Origin of the sequence: Pedobacter nototheniae (assembly GCF_004335085.1) — a bacterium.
Taxonomy (GTDB): Bacteria; Bacteroidota; Bacteroidia; order Sphingobacteriales; family Sphingobacteriaceae; genus Pedobacter; species Pedobacter nototheniae.
The window spans coordinates 25,451-43,169 of sequence record NZ_RQRS01000034.1 but is presented as its reverse complement, the minus strand read 5'-3'; the positions used below and the strand labels follow the sequence as shown (position 1 = coordinate 43,169).

At 38.2% G+C, this 17,719-nt stretch carries 15 protein-coding genes; 12 read left to right on the top strand and 3 right to left on the bottom strand.

Going from position 1 to position 17,719, the window contains the following annotated elements:
• Nucleotides 1-266 precede the first annotated feature (266 nt).
• From EHC72_RS21485 to EHC72_RS21460, 6 genes are all read left to right on the top strand, one after another.
• Complete coding sequence (locus EHC72_RS21485) at nt 267-857, top strand: BfmA/BtgA family mobilization protein (RefSeq protein ID WP_131539780.1); 591 nt, start codon at nt 267-269, stop codon at nt 855-857.
• A 2-nt stretch (nt 858-859) separates the two neighbouring features.
• Nucleotides 860-1,834 carry a DUF5712 family protein gene (locus EHC72_RS21480; RefSeq protein WP_131539779.1) on the top strand — a complete coding sequence of 325 codons (975 nt, stop codon included), beginning with the start codon at nt 860-862 and terminating at the stop codon, nt 1,832-1,834.
• A gap of 102 nt (nt 1,835-1,936) precedes the next feature.
• Complete coding sequence (locus EHC72_RS21475; RefSeq protein WP_131539778.1) at nt 1,937-3,247, top strand: erythromycin esterase family protein; 1,311 nt, start codon at nt 1,937-1,939, stop codon at nt 3,245-3,247.
• A 603-nt stretch (nt 3,248-3,850) separates the two neighbouring features.
• A complete protein-coding gene (locus EHC72_RS21470) occupies nt 3,851-4,969 on the top strand; it encodes a hypothetical protein (protein WP_131539777.1) in 1,119 nt (372 codons plus the stop codon).
• Between the two features lie 445 nt (nt 4,970-5,414).
• Nucleotides 5,415-5,690, top strand: coding sequence for a hypothetical protein (locus tag EHC72_RS21465; RefSeq protein WP_131539776.1), 276 nt, complete (start codon nt 5,415-5,417; stop codon nt 5,688-5,690).
• A gap of 173 nt (nt 5,691-5,863) precedes the next feature.
• The gene (locus EHC72_RS21460) at nt 5,864-6,202 is read left to right on the top strand and encodes a hypothetical protein (protein WP_131539775.1); all 339 of its coding nucleotides are present in this window, start codon (nt 5,864-5,866) and stop codon (nt 6,200-6,202) included.
• Nucleotides 6,203-6,248: 46 nt separating this feature from the next.
• Here the strand turns inward: EHC72_RS21460 and EHC72_RS21455 are convergent, their stop codons facing one another.
• From EHC72_RS21455 to EHC72_RS21445, 3 genes are read right to left on the bottom strand one after another with little or no spacing between them, the layout of a single operon-like run.
• A complete protein-coding gene (locus EHC72_RS21455; RefSeq protein WP_131539774.1) occupies nt 6,249-6,815 on the bottom strand; it encodes a TlpA family protein disulfide reductase in 567 nt (188 codons plus the stop codon).
• 26 nt (nt 6,816-6,841) lie between these two features.
• Nucleotides 6,842-8,230: a RagB/SusD family nutrient uptake outer membrane protein gene (locus EHC72_RS21450; RefSeq protein WP_131539773.1), complete on the bottom strand. Its 1,389-nt coding sequence runs from the start codon at nt 8,228-8,230 to the stop codon at nt 6,842-6,844.
• Between the two features lie 11 nt (nt 8,231-8,241).
• Nucleotides 8,242-11,280, bottom strand: coding sequence for a SusC/RagA family TonB-linked outer membrane protein (locus EHC72_RS21445; protein ID WP_131539772.1), 3,039 nt, complete (start codon nt 11,278-11,280; stop codon nt 8,242-8,244).
• A gap of 663 nt (nt 11,281-11,943) precedes the next feature.
• Between EHC72_RS21445 and EHC72_RS21440 the strand changes: the two genes are divergently transcribed.
• The 6 genes from EHC72_RS21440 (at nt 11,944) to EHC72_RS21415 (ending at nt 17,432) form a co-directional block, all read left to right on the top strand.
• Nucleotides 11,944-12,489 carry a helix-turn-helix domain-containing protein gene (locus tag EHC72_RS21440; RefSeq protein ID WP_131539771.1) on the top strand — a complete coding sequence of 182 codons (546 nt, stop codon included), beginning with the start codon at nt 11,944-11,946 and terminating at the stop codon, nt 12,487-12,489.
• 248 nt (nt 12,490-12,737) lie between these two features.
• On the top strand, nt 12,738-13,448 hold the full coding sequence (locus EHC72_RS21435) for a hypothetical protein (protein WP_131539770.1): 711 nt from the start codon (nt 12,738-12,740) through the stop codon (nt 13,446-13,448).
• Nucleotides 13,449-13,781: 333 nt separating this feature from the next.
• On the top strand, nt 13,782-14,864 hold the full coding sequence (locus EHC72_RS21430) for a helix-turn-helix domain-containing protein (protein ID WP_131539769.1): 1,083 nt from the start codon (nt 13,782-13,784) through the stop codon (nt 14,862-14,864).
• Nucleotides 14,865-14,876: 12 nt separating this feature from the next.
• A complete protein-coding gene (locus EHC72_RS21425; RefSeq protein ID WP_131539768.1) occupies nt 14,877-15,320 on the top strand; it encodes a hypothetical protein in 444 nt (147 codons plus the stop codon).
• A 175-nt stretch (nt 15,321-15,495) separates the two neighbouring features.
• Entirely contained in the window at nt 15,496-16,251 is a 756-nt protein-coding gene (locus tag EHC72_RS21420) for an SMODS-associated NUDIX domain-containing protein (protein ID WP_131539767.1), read from the top strand.
• Between the two features lie 2 nt (nt 16,252-16,253).
• Nucleotides 16,254-17,432 carry a nucleotidyltransferase domain-containing protein gene (locus EHC72_RS21415; protein WP_131539766.1) on the top strand — a complete coding sequence of 393 codons (1,179 nt, stop codon included), beginning with the start codon at nt 16,254-16,256 and terminating at the stop codon, nt 17,430-17,432.
• Nucleotides 17,433-17,719 lie beyond the last annotated feature (287 nt).

Sequence of the window (17,719 nt, the reverse complement as noted above, 5' to 3'; positions counted from 1 at the left end):
TGGACTGGCATAAATCTCAATTATTTATACTTAAATATCTGAAATTCAATACAATAAAACAAATTTTAAAACTTGAAAATTGAATCTTTTATCAACAAAAAGAGGTTGCCTTTTTGAGACAACCTCTATTTAGAGAACCCTCCAGGGGTTCTCATGACTGCGGGAAGCGGTCAGACAAAAGAAAAAGGAACCCTTTGCAGGGGCTGATATATTTATATATAGTGACCGTTGATTAGCCATATAGCTAATCTAATAACCAATTGCTTATGCAAAAAGAAAAGCTGAACATAAAAAGGGAAACCTTAAGAACCATCAAGTATGATTCACAGATTGCGACAAAAATGGAAAAGGTTGCATTAAAACTTGGCCGGCCAAACAGACTGATATTTGCCCAAATGGTAGAATACTTTTATCGGAGCAAGAAAGATCCGCTGGATATCAATGACGAATTATTGAAGAATACGCTGCTGAAAAGCCACAAGGATTATATCGGTTTTATCAAAACACAGGAAAGTGACCTGCTTATTCCGATTAAAAGAGAAGTAGACAGGATGATCCGGAATCAGAAAGATATCGTTAACTTCTTCAACGATCAGGGTAAGAATACTAAATCCTTGCGCTCTGAACAGAAAGAAGTCTTAACCGGGCAACAAAATTTTGATCGAAAGCTCTCAGATATAGTGAGTATTATGACCGGCATATCTGCAACTCTATCCAAAAAGGAGCATCTTAAAAAGCAATTCCATTTTATATTCAGCAGTTATATCAAAAGCAGGGATGCATTCGGTATGATGACCCCGGCAAAAGAAAAAGAGGAGCTTATCCAAAAAATTAGAAACCAGATTGATTTTTTATAGCCATGTACATTAATATTACCGATAGTAAGGAAGCAAACAACAAAGGTAGCAGTGGCGGACTTGTTCATTATCTTGAAAAGGAGAACCGTATGGATGACCGTAAGAAGCCAGAATTTTGGTTTAACGCACAGCGCCAGGATGTTGAAGCCTATGAGGTGCGCAGCGCATTGGATGGAAATACCGCTAAGCTCGGTAGAAATGAAGCAAAGTTTTTCCTCATCAATATCAGTCCGAGCCAAAAGGAACTTTACCATCTAAAACAGAATTTTAGTAACGTAGACATAAAAACTGCACTAAAGAAGTATACTGAAATAGTTATGGATGAGTATGCAAAGAATTTCAGACGGATCGGAATAAATTCAAACAAAGACCTGCTTTGGTTTGCAAAAGTTGAGCATAACCGATATTATAGCTATAAGGACAAAGAGGTGAAAGATGGAGGCAGAAGACGTGGAGAAAAAAAGCCCGGTGACCAAATGCATATTCAGCTCATTGTTAGTCGCAAGGATATTACCAATAAAATAAAGCTCAGTGCGATGAACAGTTCAAAAGGCAGGAATGCTGAACATTCAAAAAAAATGGGACAGTTCAACCGAATGGCCTTTAAACAGTGCGGTGAAGCCCTGTTTGATCAGCAATTTAACTTTGAACGGAACCTGAAAGACACCCTCGCCTATGCCAATATTCAGAAGAACGGCAGTTTATCACAGCGGGAACAACTGGATATGTTGCAACAGGGAGCCTTACAGAACTATCAGAGTAAGTCAGTAGCCAATGAACTTGCCTCAGGTATTACAGAAGGGTTGTTTGAATCAACATCCGCAATGCTGGAAACAGTTGGAAAGACAGTCACAGATTTTCTGGAGATACTAATGGAGCCTGTATATGATCCGGGAATTACTAAAGATTCTGCTGAAGAGGCTGAAAAGATAAGAAGGAGAAAATTAAAGCAGAAAAACCAGGGAGTACAACGTTAATCGGGCAGAAGGTTTCCTTTAAAGAGAGGTTATAAAATTAAGCAGGAATTTAATGCCTTTTTTGAAACCCTTTCCTATATTAGTGGTACCAATCTATCAAATATGAATAAATTATCTCTTCTCCTTACAGCCAGTTTAGTATTTACGCTTTCTTCAATTTTTGCCCAAAATAATGTTGATTTCATTAAGAAAAATGCAGCAGAAATAGCTATTGATATCAATAATGAGGATTATACCGATTTTAATAAATTATCGGAGAGTATTAAGGACTCAAGAATAATTTTCTTAGGAGAAGAATCCCATGGGGACGGAACAACGTTTGAAACTAAGGCACGTTTAGTGAAATTTCTTCATGAAAAGATGGGATTTAATGTCCTTGCTTTTGAAAGCAGTTTATATAATGCTGAAAGAGCCTGGAGAGTCGCTCATTGGGATAAAGATCCGGCAAAAGTTATTCAAAATTCGACATTTGAACTTTGGGGGCAGACCCAGCAGTTCTTGCCCCTTGCCAGCTATATTGCCAGTTCTATCAAGACACCCAATCCACTTCGGGTAACAGGATTTGACCCTCAACTTCATGGGACATATTTAAGACGTGACCTGCCCGTTGACTTTTTAATGTTTCTCAAAGCTAAAAATATTGCTTTTAAAGATATGGCTGAACAAGATACATTTTATAGGGTGTATAATACTTTGAACTTTGGAGTAAAAAAGAATAATGTTGTAGATCAGGAATTAAAATCACAAATAATACAGAGATTACCATCATTTAAACGTATCCTAGATCAGAAAATCAGTGAGATATCCAATTTAAAACAGGATAGCCTTGTTAATTTCTGGAAACAATTCTGGGTATCAACAAGGGCTTACCTACCTGTAATTCTTGAACAGAAAGAAATAGAAACTGGTAATACTTTATCTAAAAGCACCCGAGACTCATTAATGGCTCAAAATCTTATCTGGATTGCGAAAAGTCAATACCCGGCAGAGAAAATAATTATTTGGGCCGCCAGTATGCATATTGGTAAGACTTACATCGAAACAAACGGAAAAGCGGAAAAAATTGCTGTTCCGACCATGGGGGACTTTTTAACAGACAGGCTCACTGACCGGTATTACTCAATCTGCTTTACTGCTTATGATGGGGAAATTGCCCAGTATTATAGTCCGACTGTTTCAAAAATAGATAAACCTTCTGCGGATTCATTTGAGACACTATTTGAAGAAGCTGGATTTAAAAACGCATATCTTGACTTAAAATCACTTTCAAAAACGAATAAAGGAAAATGGTTGAATGATCCCAGAAGTATGAGACCCTATGGTTATCATCCATTAGTGAGAAAATGGCCACAAATATTTGACGCAGTTATCTTTAACAAGCAAATGTCCAGGGCAATTCCAGTCAAGCAATAGGCCCCTGGCAGTTGGTCTTTCTCTAATAATCCATTAAGAAAGGCCTTAAGTCTGCTATGGGTAAAATATCGAATGATATTATCGCTTAGACTAAATATTGTAAGGTTAGGCGTTAATGAACCGTTTGCTCAGGTGTCTATCATGCATAAATATAATATTAGCTGCCCACCCCGCATTTTCGGCCTGCGAAATCCCCACGCTAGTCCCTTACAATTTCGCCCTTGCTCCTACACTAAAACCTGAAGCGTTAACATTTTCGTAAGTAAAATGGCTATTGGTTTGTCTTTCATCCAAACCTTCTCTTTTATTTGAATTATCGAGACAAATACTTCGATTATATTAAATAAAAAACGTTAAACCGTAATTTCGGGACAAATGTCTGCTGAATTTAATTTTTATTTCCGTAACTTAATGATAAGCAAAGGTTAGGGGCTCATATCCCAACCGGCCTTTGCTCTTCCCGCGTTCCTTTTTCTTAAAAAGGATAATAAACGCTGCTATCCAAAGCGGCACTAGAGGGATGCAATCAATTCACATGGTTTTTTAATTATAGCCCACCGGCCGCATTCACTGCGTAAGGAGGCTTCATTATATGATAAGAAAATGATTACAAGTATATATGTTATAAAAGCGTTTGCAGATCAGATTATCTCGCATTCGCAACAGGTTCCACAGGAACTTGTCCTCGCTTTCCGGCAGGAATGTGAGCGTTTCCGGGCATTGCTTTCAGAAATGATGTTCTCAATAGAAGACCCCGATAAACTTAGTTTAACCTTTTCAATTCATCATCAGGAACTAACGGGTTTAGCGAATAAACTGTTTCTTAAAGCTAACGCTTCTGGAAAAACGCTAAGGATAGCTCTTGAAATTGTCGTTGATCTGCTCCGGTTTATTGAAGAGAAATATGGTGGGATTCTTGGCGAAAATGCATTGGTTTGCGCATTTACCGTAAAAGGGGTTTCAAGAGAAGTTTCTGCATTGACCACAGAACTCAAAATGAAACTTCAGCATAAGGGAGTCTCCGCCCCTCTGCTTTTTCAACTTTTTAAAGCACATGATGATCTTTTTAGGGAAAACAGGTATCCCGCATTTACAACCGGGAACCTTAGGTATCTGGAAACCATTGCTCCGCAAATCCAGAAATTTGCGAACGACAAACGAGAAAAGGACTGGAACAAAAAACTGCGCCAATTACTCATTAAGTACAATTTCAATCACATGGGATTGTACAATTTTTTCGAAAATGAACACCAACAGCAAGTTCTTCAGGGAAGAACAACTCTGGACCGGCAGCGCTTGCTCTATAAAAAAGTTTTGGCAATAGAGCAGATCCAGGTTTTACCTAACCTATCCTATGACCCCAACGCCGAGCGGTTGAAGGACATGCTGCTCAAACACTTGCACCTCATGCAAGAAATGATGAAAGATGAAGTCAAAACAGGCAAGCAGGAGGTACAAAAACTCCGGTACAACGTGAGCGTAAATGAGCTTGCACTTGACTTTCATTACCGTTACGGAGAGAAGGAATTCATCTATAAAACCAAAAAGGAAGCTGCACAGGCCTTTTGCCAAAACAACAGCAGCAAACAGGTCAATGACATCTCCCCGCATTCGATGCTCAAGTTCGATAAGCTCGAACAATATGATGCAGCCATCAAGCTCTATCAGCGTAACCTGAGGATACAGAACAGGCTTATCGAAGATTTTGGCCTGAAGGACTGAAAAGTTTTTTTAAATAAAGGGGGTAGACCAAAACTACCCCCTTTATCATTTTCCTGCCAATTCATAATATGCACTTCCCATCCCTAAAAGGCAAAGATTACAGGTCTGCAATTGCACAGGCTCATCTTCCGAAAAACCAAATCACTCCCCCCTAAGTACTTTAAAACGATGCCAACGCAATGTTTTACATCCCCTGCCTTCCGTAAAATAAGCCATTAATTTGGGCTCAGTAAAGAGATACAGGCATGGCAAAAATATTAAAGAGAGATATGTTGGGGAGTACCGGGTTGTGGCCGCCAATTCCTGGCGGTGAAGTACCAGATGCTAAGAATGACAGTCCCCAAAGGCAAGCTGTCGTCTACAAAAAAGTTCCGGTCGGTACTGGTAAGAAAGCGCCGGAGCTGGTACAGGGAAGGTGGGTACAACCTTAAAGTGCAAACAATGAATGGGCAACTGGTGCCAAGGTCGTACCAGCGATTTTAAGAACAATGAAGAATTAAAAAGTAAAGAAGATGAAAACGTTAATCACAGCAAAAATAATAGACATTGCAACGAAAATATTCCAATGGGCAATGCGTGCCATTATGGCGATGCTGTTCCTGCGTTACATCAAAAAGTACTGCACTTTAATGGTTTGGAACAACGCCATGTCCCTAAAGGCTATCTTTTGTTGTCCTTACGCCCGAAAGAGGGTTATGGGCAGAATCATTTACCGGCGTAAATATGCCCTGTTTACGATAAACCCGGATAGCCCTGCCCGGCTATCCGGGAAACGAATATCAATGTATCGGGATACAATGGTATTCAGCGAGGTCTGCTAAAAGACAACCTTAATCTAAACAAAAATCAAAGTTTTTGGAATACTTTTTTGATATTATAAAAAGTCAAAAGCGTATGAACAAATTGTTCAACATCAAAAATTTAGCTATAGTAGCTATGTTTTCAATTATAAGTGTTGTTGGTTTAAGTGCCTATACAACTAAAATGGGAAATAAAGAGCCTGAAAAAAAAGCAGCCCTTTACTGGTATCAGGTTTCCTATGATGATCCTACTAATTTTCCGGATGGGTACATCAAAACCGGAACAGCAGTATATTCTCATGCAGAAAAAGCATCTGTAACCTCACCTTGTGCGGCTGGTAGTGCTAAGGATTGTTTGAGGGGCTTTACTTCAGAACTTTCTTCTCTTCCTAACGATGATGAAGGTACTGATCAGATTAAAAGGCCAAATTAACCTTTTATATAAATGGAATAGCCAATTTTGGGCTATTCCATTTCAATTACCGGTTATCCTTCTCCCAAATATATGCCTTGGTTAATTCAACTGGCTTGCCAAGCATCATGTTTTTAAAATCTTCCTGCGTAAACTCAGTAGTTATGCCCCTGATAATTCCATTTGGGTCAACCACAACAATATAAGGGCATGCCCCTATATGAAATTTGTGGAAAAAGACAGAATCGTATGCAATTGTAAGGTTGAGGTTTAACCTTTTTCTGTTCATCTCAAACAAAAACCTTATGGGTTTATCATCAGACTTCTTTGTGTATTGCGAGCCTGTATACCCAATTAATACAACTTTTGCTTTCGATTGAAATTTCTTTTGCAAGCTATCCATAGCTGGCATTTTCCTGAGACAAGAACTACAATATCTGTTCCAGCAATCCAGTATTAACCATTGCCCCCGAAAGTCATTAATTGTAACTGATGTTTTGGCGTAATGTTGAACATCTGTAAATTTAAAATCAGGACAAATGCGACCTACCGTTAATGGTGTATTTGATCCACTTTGACCATAAGCCATAGTACAAAAAAGAATCTGGATCATGATTAATTTAAAATTTTTCATAATTTAATTTTAGATACATTGAGAAACTAATAGCCTGGATTTTGCGTGAGTGCAGGATTTAATTGCAACTCTGAAAAAGGTATTGGGTACAACTCATCATGTGGTTGCCAGTTTGAACCTTTTTCAAGACCAAGTACTTCTGTTGATTTTCCTGTTCGCTTTAAGTCGAACCAGCGATGGCCCCACTCCGCAAAAAGCTCTATGCGCCGCTCCTTAGCAATGGCATTTAGGAGATCAGCTTTATTTATAGAGGGATAAGTACTTTGAATTTTGGGCAGCCCTGCTCTTTCTCTTAGCATATCCAAATCCACTATGGCATTATTAAGGTTATCCAGTTGTGTCCGTGCTTCTGAACGGATCAGGTAGATTTCAGCTAATCTTTGAACAATATAAAATTCGCTAACAGGTAGAGCCGCGTTAACTTTATATTTGTTGGGATAATAATAAGTTTGGCCATTTATAAGGGTACTTTTCATCCACGTTGTTTTGCGGTTATCTCCAGCTTCAAAAGAATTGAGGAGGCTTTCGGTAATTTTAAATGTTGGAATTATGGTTGTAGAAAATGGAACAAAGATGCCAGCTTCTGAAGTGTTGCCTGTACTCTTCATCAGTTGGAACAGTGTTTCAGTAGAGGAGGAGATAAATGCTGCATTAAGATTGCTTAGAACAAACTTATTACTATTGATTACCTGAGAGGCATATTGTTCAGCCAGGTTCCACTTGTTTTGATAAAGATACACCCTGGCAAGCAAAGCCAGGGCTGCGGCCTCGTTTGGCCGGGTATTTACAGCAGTTGAAAAACCTGGTTTAAGATTGGCAGCAGATTGTATCAGATCCAATGTAATCTGCTCATAAACCTTTTCTACAGGAGTACGAGGCATGGTACCATTAAGCCTGTAATCCGTAGTAAGCTCTAAAGGAACTGCCCCGAATAAATTAACCATATAAAAATATTCCAATGCCCTTATATACAACATTTCACCTAAAAGCTGCTGTTTTAAAGCAGGCGTTACCGTATTCGATGCATTAAGCCCTTCAATAGTCGCGTTAGCCTGAAAAATGATTTTGTAAGCATTACTCCAAAGGGTAGAAGCCAGAATGGCATTATCACTTGGAAGGGCATTGGCTTTAAAGGCATCATAGGTTGCATCTGCATTGGGGTTCTGAATTTCATCTGCTGACAGGCCGGTGTAAATAGTAATTGCGCCGTTATTAAAAGCAATGCTGTATGCTGTCATTTGATGGTATAGCCCCAGTGTTGCCGCTGTTGCCGTTTGATCATCGGCAAAAACTTTGGCGCGCTCCGCTTTCGAAATAGGGCTATCAACCTGTAGAAATTTTTTACACCCCGATAGGCTGCAAATGATTACCAGGGTGATGCAGGATATAAGCAGTTTGAATATTGAGTTTTTCATCTTCTTTATAATTAAAGCGTTAATTGAATACCTAAAACAATGGTTTTGAGCGGAGGAAGCATATAGAAATTTTGATTTTCGGGGTCCGCTCCAACATAATTGGTTATCGTTAAAACATTTTGTGCTTCGGCATAAAACCTGCAATTATTTATATGGATTCGCTTCAGCCATATTGATGGAAGCTTATAAGACAGGCTAATATTTTTAAGTTTGATAAAGGATGCATCGGTGTATATGCCGTTAGACTGGCGGAGATAAACCAGTCCTCCTGCTATAGCCCCCGAAGTAGAGGTAAATTTTTGGATATCAGTTTCATCTCCTGGTTTCTGCCACCGGTTAAGTACGACATCAGGTTGATTGTAAATTCTGCCGGGAGCCTTGGTGGATAACTGATTGACGTAGCTTAAGCCGGTTTGTTTTGTAAACTGGAAAAAGAATGATAAGTCAAAGTTTTTAAAAGATATGTTATTTTGAACCCCTCCATAATATTTAGGATCCCGGTTTCCAAAAAGTTGATAATCATTTGAATTAAACTGCCCATCGTTATTTACATCTTCTACTGCGTAAATTCCTGTTTGTGGATTAACCCCAAGGTATTTGTAAACGTTGATTAGGTTTAGCGATTCGCCAATTTTGTATTGACTGGCATAACTCGAATTGCTTAAACCTGGGAAAGCAAGCAACCTGTTTTTAGGAAAGGTAATGTTGAAGGATGTAGACCAGTTAAATTTGTCCGTACGCATGTTTCTGGTTGTAGCAACCAATTCCAATCCTGAATTTTCTACAAGGCCAGGAAAGTTTTTAACGACATTAAAAAAACCTGTTTGGCTTGCCAGCGAATAATTAATTAGCTGGTTTCCTGATCGGTTATTATAATAGGCTGCATTAACTAATACAGCATCTTTCCAAAAACCAAGTTCAATAGCAACTTCAAATTTTTTATTAATCTCCCAGTTATAATCTGAATTAAATAAACTGCTCGGGTATAAGCCCGGTACTCCATTATAAGTGTTAACCGTACTGCTCCATAAATTTAAAAACTTATAATCTCCAATCTGATCATTGCCGGTTGTACCATAGCTACTTCTTAGTTTTCCGTAGCTTAAGAACGAAAGGTTGTTTTTAACAAAATTTTCGTTTGCAAAAAGCCAGGCCGTACCTATTGCCCAAAAATCTGCCCATTGGCGGTCTGGGCCAAAGCGACTTGAACCATCTCTGCGTACTGATAGATTTAGGATATATTTATCTTCAAAGGTATAGTTTAGCCGACCAAATATGGCTGCATAGCGATATTGTACCTGCTCATTGCTGGCTGTAATATTACCGGCCGCCGCAATGGATTTGAGCAGTAAATCAGAATTGTAATTGGTGCCATACATCGAATTTGAATTGCCGGATTTGGACTGAAAAGTGCTGCCAATGAGTAAGCTGAATTTACCAAACCTGTTTACCTGTTGATAATCTAACTGAGGTTCGATAATCCAGTTTTTATTAACTGCATTTGCAAAAGCAGATGAAGATAATTCCCCCCTGTTTGGGTCAATGGCCGCTTGAGGCCTGGTTGATACTTCCTGTGATCTATAGGTTGTATACCCGAAGGTGCTTTTTATCACCAGGCCTTTCCAAAGTTTGTAGCTCAGGTGTAAACTGCCGGCTAAGTTTTCGTTAACTGAAGTATATTTTTCTTCTAATAAGGATAAGGGGTTAATCAGATCGTTAATTGTATTATAGGCTACCCCACTTTCAGCCCAGCTTAACTTCCCCTCAGCGTTGTATAAACGAAGGTTTGGAATGATATTGATATAACGGGTTAAGTCTGTTCTGGGCAGTTTATTCTTGTCGCTGGAATAATTTCCTGAAAAGTTGATGTTAAATCTTTTATCTGTGCTGCTATGATTTATATTAAACCTCAACGACCCAATCTGATCGGAGAAGTTACCGCCATAAACAGTGGTTTCTTTATGGTAGGTGCCGCTAATTAAAAAATGTGTTAAATCGCCTCCTCCGGTTAAAGTTGCCTGAATATTATTGGAATGAGCGGTGTTGCCAATCAGTAACTTTTTAAAATCTGTATATCTGGTCGTATCCCACAGCATAATATCTGGAGCATAACCCTTGCTTGATGGACTTGTACTTAATACATATCCATTATTTGAAAAAGCCTCTTTGCGCATTTGGATATACTCTTGTGTATTGAGCATATTCATGGTTTTTCCAACTTCGCTAAACCCAGAATACAGATTTAAATTAAAACGGGTTGAGCCTGACGCCCCTTTTTTTGTGGTAATCAGGATCACGCCATTTGCTGCACGGCTCCCATATATGGCGGTAGCATCTGCATCTTTTAAAACATCAATGCTTTCAATATCCTGAGGATTTATATTATTTAACGGGCTCAACCCACCACTGCTAATGGAGTTTGGATTATTTGCTGCGGAATTGATTTGATTAGTTGAAGTATTTCCGGCTTCAAATGGAACGCCATCAATAATGAATAAAGGATCGTTTTTGGATAGTGACATATCCAATGCACTTTGCCCCCTGATTTGCGCGCTAAAAGAAGAGCCTGCAACCCCGCTGCTTTGGTTAATAACCATACCGGGTACTCTGCCCTGAAGTGCTGCAAGAGGATTGGAAACGGGTTGCCTTTCTAAATCTTGAGCCTTTACACTGCTAATGCTACCGGTATTTAAGCGTTTAGTTGTTTGCCCATATCCTATAATTTGAATTTCGTCCAGATTTCCTGATTCCTCATTTAAAATGATGTTTAGAAAGGAGTGATTTATATCGAAATTAATTTCTCTGGTTTTATAACCTAAAAAGCTAATCACTAATGTTCCATCCTTATGTTCCGATTGCAATGTGAAATTTCCAGCCTTATCTGTTAGCGCCGTCTTCTTTGAAGATTTAATTTTTATTGTTGCACCCGGTAGATACTTTCCCGTCCCATTAGAGACGGTTCCGGTAATTTGTATTGGAATGGTTTGTGCATTTGCCTTAAAATTTAGGCATAGCAAGGCCAGTACGATGGTTATCGTTATTTTTTTCATGAATTTGGTTAGTTAGTTTAAGAAGATAATCCTAAAAGGAAAAAACAAGGCAGGCGATTATAGAAGAACCATTAACCAATTGAATACCTGCCTTAATTTTTACAAACTAAACCGGGTTTTTGGGTTTGAGGGCATAAAGTTTGTCAAAAGGGCAAGTCACACAGGGTTTGTGCGTTTCAAAGAAAACAGTATTATTAATGAATTTAGTGATTCGTGATTTCATTGTTTTCAGTTTTGACATCATATCAAAACCTCAAATCAATTTGTAGATAGGCTCCCTAAGGAGCCGGGCACCACTTTTTGATTATCCGCACAATGGGCCGCTTAGGACGGCTCTCCAAAAGGAGCTACTACCTTAAAAAGGTAGCACCAGGAAACAATCGCAAGTAGGCCCGGAGCCCTGGGTATATAGGGTTTCCGGACGCTCACTTACCCTCTGTTTCCTTAAAGTTCCTAAGCTTGTGCGGATTGAGGCTCTTGTGAGCACCCTTAATTATCTAATATTAAGGTGCTGCAAATTTAATATTTCTATTCTATTGTTTGTTTTAAAATTTTTAGTTTAAATATTTTGTTTTTAAGTATAAGTTAAAGATATAAAAGTGTTTTCAAATAAACAAATATGATTCTTTAAAATGAACACACTTTATTGTGGTCTTTTGTTAGATGGCTACATCGAATACTGTATCTAAAATTATTGGAAACAATGTTAATGAATTAAGAACTAAGGTAGGTCTTACTTTAGAGGGTTTAACTTTTGCTTTACAGATTTCTATTAGTTACTTAATGATGATAGAAAAAGGCACAGCTAATATCTCGGCAAAAATGGCGAAGAATATTGCTGAGTTTTTTGACATAGATTGTGAGAGTCTATATTCAAGAAAAGAGATTAGATTAAAGAAAATCATGGACATACCTTCAGTAAGAACCTTTTATAAGGAAAATGATAATAACCCCAATTTCTTTCTACTTAGAAGAGCTGAATATAGTGTAGCTTATTTTCTTAGAACCGTTTTAATTCATGATATGTTTATGTTAGTGAAGCATGATGCCGCCGAGATTAGACATTATTGCAAAAAGAAATACAACAAAGATTTTGGGAGTCAAGAACTATCAAGGGAATTAAGAAGACTTTATATAAAGAAAGTTCTGGATCGAGATAAAAAATTTGATAACGGTTCAGTGTATGAATATTGGATTTCAAAACTGTAATAGAGGGTAGATTCCACTAATTAAGTTTTGCATTAACAGTTTTGCTAAAATACCACGACAGTATTCCAAATCCCTCATTATTCTTGTTTCCATATTCTTACTGTTAGTTGATGTAGAATCCCTACAGAATAATATAGAAAAAAAATAGATATCCGGGTAAAAAAGATTAGATTAATTAATCTATCTGCTCAAAAAAATGTGGAAAACTCAGGCATCCTAAACAAATATAACTCCATATCTTGTTATCTATGAACGCCGCTCAAATACTAGAATTAGTCAAAGCCATTGGCCCACTATTGGGCGTCATCCTTGGTGCTGCCCTTACATTCAGCTGGACCTGGTTTCTCGCCAAGCATACCGACAAAAGAAAGCTTAAAAAACTGCTCTTCCACCTCCTGGAACTCCGGTACCACTTGGGCCGAGAGTCTGCGATTACCCAGTTTACCTTAGAGCTCAAGCCAGAGTTAATGAACAGACTAATGAAACAGTTTGATGGGGATTTTAAAATCAGCTATGAGGAATTCGTGTTCATGATGCAGAAAATGATGCCCAAGAATCCAGCTAATGACAATCGAATGACCCAACTAGAGGCGAACATTGACCAAGTAATCCTTGAACTGGCCGAAATCTACCCCATATTTGCCTACGAGCCTTCCGGCCAGTACCAGATCAAAGAACGTATCGCGCACATCAGCCACATGAGCGAAGTGCTCCATGAAATGCCTTTTGACTACAAAGCTTTTATCCAGCCCAAAATGAACAAAAACATCATGGACAACATCGAAAAAAACATCCTAAGTATCTCAGGAAAGATCGGGATGACATACGCTAGGGAAACTAGAAAGAAGCTTCTTCCCCCTGATAAAATCAATGCGGCAGAGGTGGAAGAATTTATTGACGAATACGTGAAAAAAATCCTGACGGCTATTGAGGCACAAAATAGTGCAGCGATAAATTAGATATCTGACCTGTAACCGTCAAACATTATATAAAAAGAACGATTCACCTGCTCCCAAGATCAGATTTGAGGTAATGTGATACACCAACTGTTAAAAAACACGGCAGACTATAAGACCTACATTCCCGAACGAGAAAACATGGATCTCTTCCTTTCCAAGTATGAAACACTTGTGTGCTATGAGTCGCCAGGTCGCAGAATAACGAAAAGAATCCCAAAAACCGAAAGAATTTGCAGAAAAAAATCAAGTGAAATCAGCAAAAATCCGGATTGTTGAAAATTCATGCCGTATAGTAAAAATAAATTTTATACATTTGACTATACGAATTGATTTATGAACATAGGAGATAAGATAAAACAATACAGGACGAAGAGCAATTACTCTCTTCAGCAACTGGCAACATTGTCCAATCTTTCCAAAGCTACAATCCAACAATATGAGGATGGGGCAATAAAGCCGAGTAACAAGGCATTGATAGCTGTAGCTGAGGCATTGAATATTGATGTATGGAAATTATTCCATATAGAAGAAGCTAACCTTGAACTTGCAGAATTTAGATTAGGGGATAAATTAATCGACTCCTCTGCTGAAAAAAAAATGATCTATAACCTTGTTGTAGATTACGCAGAAAACTATCTAGAAGTTGAGTCAATTCTCGATGCCGCTGTCGATTTTGAAAACCCAATAGACGACTTCAAAATACGGAACTATCAGGACGTAGAGAAGGCGGCATCTCGTGTGAGAAAAAAATGGAAATTAGCTAATGCACCTATTGACGATGTAACTGGACTGTTGGAGAATAAAGGTATAAAGCTAATTAATTTCAAAAGACAAACTGAATCTCCCGGTTTATGTGGTTACATGAAAAGTGGCGAACGCGATATACCTCTTATTCTAATTAATACCGATCATGAACATATTCGGGAGATTACCAGAAAGCGCTTCACACTAATGCATGAAAGTGCCCACCTAATCCTGAGTTTTGACGAGTCTGTTTCAAAAGATCTTGAAGAGAAACTCTGTAATACATTCGCCTCAGCAATGTTGCTGCCCGGAGAAACATTAGTAGATTATATCGGCAAAAACAGAACAAACATTTCACTTGAAGAATTAAAAGATCTGAAAGAAACTTTTGGCCTTTCCATCCAAGGTATTATTTATAGTGCACATCGAAGTGGCTTGATAACAGCCCAGATTTGTAAAAAATGGATAGACCTTTATGACCAGTGGTATATTGAGGGTAAAGATTTTGGCACCTATAAAAAGAGTATTGAAGAACCAAGCCGGTTGAATAGATTGATTGCAAGGGGCTACATGGAGAAAAGACTTTCCAAAGAAAAAGTATCTGAGCTACTGGATATTACCGTCGAAGAAGTTGATAGAAGATTTGGGACAAACCGATTTAGTTTACAATAAAAAAGGGAGACAATGTTTACATTCTATGATCTAAATGACCTATTGCTCCTTAACAATGTTCAGGTACTACCTAGATTGGGAGTCCCGATATTAATTCCAAGGGGAAAACTAAAAAGACATGAATTTGCTACCGTAAAACGGTTCGAAGGCTTAGCTGGCAAAGGTTATGTTAATATATTGGAATTAGATGATGCGGGCTTTGAATTTGTTATCCAAAACAAAAAGCGATATCGCAGCGAAAGTCATTCGTTTCTCGAAATGCTATATATTTCTAAATCAACTAATTCTACAATAATAGCGGAGGAGGATGAAAGCACAGTGAGATCAGCAGCGGCAGATTTTGGAATAAATGTCTATAATATGGATGAATTTAACACAGCAACGATAAACAACAAGGAATACTTTGACTTTATCAATGAAATAAAGCTTGAAAGGAGGAGAAAAATGGATCTATAGCCAGGACCGAGATCCCGGCCTACACGCCAATCGAGATAAGTTTATGGAATGCTTAAGATCTTGTTTTCGCAGAACAAATATATATTAAATCTTACAGCTTCCAAAAATTTTATTACGTGCGGCCTGATGTACCTAAACCGGTGCAAATGGAATTATTATGTTTTAAATTTTTAATATGGAAGCAATATTTACGCTGTTATTAAAACAGCTTTTCACTAAAAGTGTATCTGCCCTCTGGGATCATAAGGGGTTTCTATGGCTATACATTAGAACTCTTTTCGGCAAATACCGAAATAAAGAAATCAGGTTTTCCCTGAGTTACCTGATAAGGATCAGGATTCCCAATACCAATAGATATCTGCTAGTGATGAATAGGCGGATTGAAAATCAGCTTCAACCTGTTGGAGGGGTGTACAAACGCTATGGCGACGACAAACTTTTCGAGGCATGGGATTTTCGACCTGACAATACTACCAATGGGCTTGGACTAGATAAACTGAGTGAACAGGATCTTAGATTCAGGATAAAAGGCAAATACGTAATTAAAGCAATCAAATGGTTTGAGGAAGGTAAAGAAAGAGAGATAAGTGCTGACAGAGAATTCTGTGAGGAGCTTTTGCAAACAGGCATATTGTCTGGGAAGAAATTTGATCACATCAAGTATAAACAGCTCAAGAGGTTTTCAAAAAACCTGGTTTGGAGTGACTACCATCAGTGCTACGAAGTGCTTATCTATGATGTATTCGAACTCATCCCTTCATTGGCGCAGCAAGAGGCGCTAATAGCGCTCGACAATTTACCCTTAGATTTATCTCGTGGCTTCGCCACGACTGAATGTGCAGACATCGAACAACTTAGACTCTGCATTCAGGGAAAACAACTGGCCAAAATAGGACATCATTCAAAACTTATCATCAATCAAACTTTTTAATCATGGAAGATATATTTTTAAATTACCAATTACAACGTGAAGAGTTATTAGCCAGAATTGCTGAGAACCTTCAACTTGACAATACCAGAAAAGCAAGAATGGAACAAGCCTATAAGGCAATATCAGAACTTATAGATCTTGACGAAGGATTTTTCAAAGATCTTCAGATCGATGTATATCCACAGGGATCAGTGCTGACTGGCACAACCGTGAAACCATATCGCTCCTCGGAGTTCGACTTGGATATCGTCCTTCAGATCAACGAACTTTACCAGCTTTTCACTCCATTTGAAATATACGATGCACTTCTGAAAAAACTTGAAAATGATGGACGTTATTCCGATAAGATCGAGAAAAAGAACCGTTGTATAAGAATCTGTTATGCTAATGATTTCCATATGGATATCCTGCCAGGATGCATTATCATTAAAGGAAATACTACTTTAAAAATACCTGACAGAGCGCTACGGGACTGGGCGATTTCCAACCCTAAAGAATTCGCAGAATGGTTTCTCGCCAAAGCGAATATGACCATGAGCAAACCGATACTTGAGAGCTATTATCAAAAACTTAAAATAGAGCTTCGCGCAGAAACCCAAGAACTGCCAGATGATAGCTATTTCTTGAAAAAGCCACTGCAAAGAGCTGTACAATTGGTAAAAAGATACCGGGATATATTTTTTGATAACAACCGAGATTACGCTACCTCCAGTATAGTGATTACAACAATTATGGCACACAATTACAATGGAGAAAATTCCATTTATGAAACAATCGATAATGCTTTGAATAGAATACGTTTTCAGTTTGCGGATGCAATATCGCAAGGAAAGAAATTTCAAGTTGAAAACCCTGTTCTTCCAGGAGAACTTTTTACCGATAGCTGGACTGATCGCCACTACGATAATTTTTACAGGTTCATTGAAGATTTTCATAGTAAATGGATAAAGCTGAAGTCAGGGTTTGACACCAGTGGCTCCGCTTATGTTGAACTTTTCGATGAGGGGATTTATAAGCAGTCCTTAAAAGAGCAGATAACAGTTTTATCAAAATTTTCAACTTCCAAACGTACCATTGCAAATTCAATGATATTAACCGGCATTGCCCATACCAGCGGTTCGGGCCGTATTCAGGATCAGGGATTTGCTAATAAACCACATCATAATTATGGTGATAAGTAATGCCGCCGTTCAATGTAGGAGAAATTACCAGGACTTTCTATTTACGCAGAAAGTCCTGGTAGAATCTTACTTTCCTTGGCTTAAGGTCAGAATTGAGAACAAAATCCTTAAAGCTTTAGGTCAGCTCGAAATGTTTGGGGATTTCTTTCACATAGAAATTAGTTATTCACCATTTCTCCCCAACAGGTTCGATCGGATATACCTAAAAAATCCCGACATAAAATTCAACGACAAGATACACCTCTACCGTGATCTTAGTTTATGTCTTTATCATCCTGTGATAGATA